This window comes from Gemmobacter nanjingensis, assembly GCF_014652195.1.
Taxonomy (GTDB): domain Bacteria; phylum Pseudomonadota; class Alphaproteobacteria; order Rhodobacterales; family Rhodobacteraceae; genus Gemmobacter; species Gemmobacter caeni.
Map to the genome: position 1 here is coordinate 1 of NZ_BMYI01000063.1, position 2201 is coordinate 2201.

A 2201-nucleotide genomic window follows, 5' to 3' on the forward strand; every position below is an offset into this window, starting at 1 on the left:
GGAGTGAAACCCGCCCTTGACCCAAAACTGAACCGAAATCCATAATCAGAGGTGGGTCAAATCTCGATGGAAAACCCGGGTCACTTCTCAGTGGAAATCAACAACTGCTTGTCACCGCCCCAGAATGCTTCTTCACAGATAAGCAGAACCTTGCCGTCAAGGTGCGCGTTGAAGTTTCCAGTCAAGTGCCGTGCCGCCGATACCTTGAGGGCCGCGCATCCGATGGCACGGCGCAGCCAGTCAAAGACCTTGCTCTTGCCGGTCCCCTGTTCCCCGATAACCGCGATAGAGCTAGGGACCTTCACGCCGGGCCGGGCGAAGATCGAAGCAAGCCACGTCATCACCCAGTTGAAGTGTTCCCGGTTGCCGCCGCAAAGCTGGTCGCGGATGTGGTCGCGCAACATCGACCAGTCACCGGGACGGGGCTGCACTGCGAACCCGCTCCAAAGGTTGTACTGCCCCCGCCGGGCCGCGATGGCTGCCTTTGCCGGATCAGGTTCAAAACAGGTGTCGAGGAACGTATCGCGCTGACGCGCGAAGGTGATCACATCGGAAGGCTTGATCGTCTTGACTTTGGCCTTGTCGCCTTCACCTTCCCAGTACGACACGCCCCGGTTGATGAAGAGCTTGGCAATGGTCGCTTCCTTCCAGAGCCTCACGGCTTCGCCGTCGCCGCCCCGGATTGCCCACTTCGCTTCCCCGTCCAGCACCACCCACGAAACCCTCGCATTCAGCGCGGCAAACATCTGATCTCGGATTTCGAGCCGCATCAAGGTTGCCGCGTTCTTGGCCTTTGGGTCGATCCGGTACTTGCGGTACAGTCCCGGCGCGTCGTCAGGCAGCACCATGAATCCGGCATCATCAACAAGGCGCTCATCATACAGCGCCGCGAGGATGGACGGTCGCCCCGCTTCGGCAAGCTCGGCCTTGGCCTCCGCCACAGGGTTGCGCTGACGGTCTGCGGCCCGGCCCTCAAGCTGGCGCAGCACGTCCGCCGTGGCCTCGGTGACGTAGTCCGCCGCGTCTTCGGGGTCGGTTCCGCGTTCGGTCAGGTCGGCAATTGCCACCTGGGCCGCGTCAGCGGCAAGGCGTGTCTCACCGTCTTCCGTCACCAGATGTTCGCGCAGGATGGCGCGGGCAGCGTCCAGCGCCGCAGCTTCTTCCCGGTCGGCTTCCTCTTCCGCCGCCCGGCACTCTTCGATGAAGGCGCGGGCCTGTTCGATCCGGTTCGACAGGTAGTCGTCAGAGGCGTACCGCCGTTCGGCGCGGTCGTCATCGCAGGGTGCGGCAAGGATCACCTCGCGCAGAAGGTCGAACAATTCCCCTTCGTCGCCGTCCGGGGCATCGCGCCACCAAGAACACGCGGCACTGTAAATCGGGCCATCAAAGCCCCGGCGCTCGTCGCCGTCTCCGATCTGATCGCACCAGAAGTCAAACCCGCCACCGCGAACCTCGCCCCGGTCGGCATGTGCAACGCCAGTACCCGCCCGCCGGGCCTCGCGGCGCTCGCGCTTCACCTTCGCAGCATTCTTCTTCATCGCGGTGAATGCGAGGTCTTCCAACCATGCCGGGGCATCTGCGATTTCGCATTCCCACGGCGCGCAGCCATCGGCCCACTGGTAAAAGTTCCCGGTCTTGTGGATCGAGGGGGCGGCGATAATCTGTCCGCCTTCACCACGAATATCAACGCCGGGCGCAACGCCCGATGCCGTGTTGCGGATGGGGCGAGAGGTGCGAAAGATGCGGTGCCGCCCCTTGCCCGACCCGGAACGCGAGTCCGGGGTCTGGGGCAAAGGCCCGTGTTCTGCCTCAAGCGCGGCAACCGCCGCCATGCCCTCGTCGCCGTCTTCGTCCAGAACGAAGAGGCCGCAGCCATAGGGCAGCACGATAGACACGTTGCGCGGGTACCACGCAGGCCTGTACAGCCACGCCTTCCCAGCCTTGTTTTCAGGATACCGGCCATCGCCCGACCAGAAAGCCTTGATCTGGTCCGGGTCGTCGCTGGCCCGGGCCTGCCAGCCCGCGCCAAGCGGCACCTTGGCCTCGCCGCTCATACTCATGCCCGCACCCGTGCGGGGGTCGATTGCGTAGGCGTCCGCTGTTGATTTCCACTGAGAAGTGACCCGGGTTTTCCATCGAGATTTGACCCACCTCTGATTATGGATTTCGGTTCAGTTTTGGGTCAAGGGCGGGTTTCACTC

General features: G+C 63.3%; 1 protein-coding gene. It reads right to left on the reverse strand.

Annotation, left to right across the window (positions count from 1 at the left end):
* Window positions 1–80: 80 nt before the first annotated feature.
* Window positions 81–2060: a bifunctional DNA primase/polymerase gene (locus IE126_RS25535; RefSeq protein WP_189383196.1), complete on the reverse strand. Its 1980-nt coding sequence runs from the start codon at window positions 2058–2060 to the stop codon at window positions 81–83.
* Between the last annotated feature and the right edge of the window lie 141 nt (window positions 2061–2201).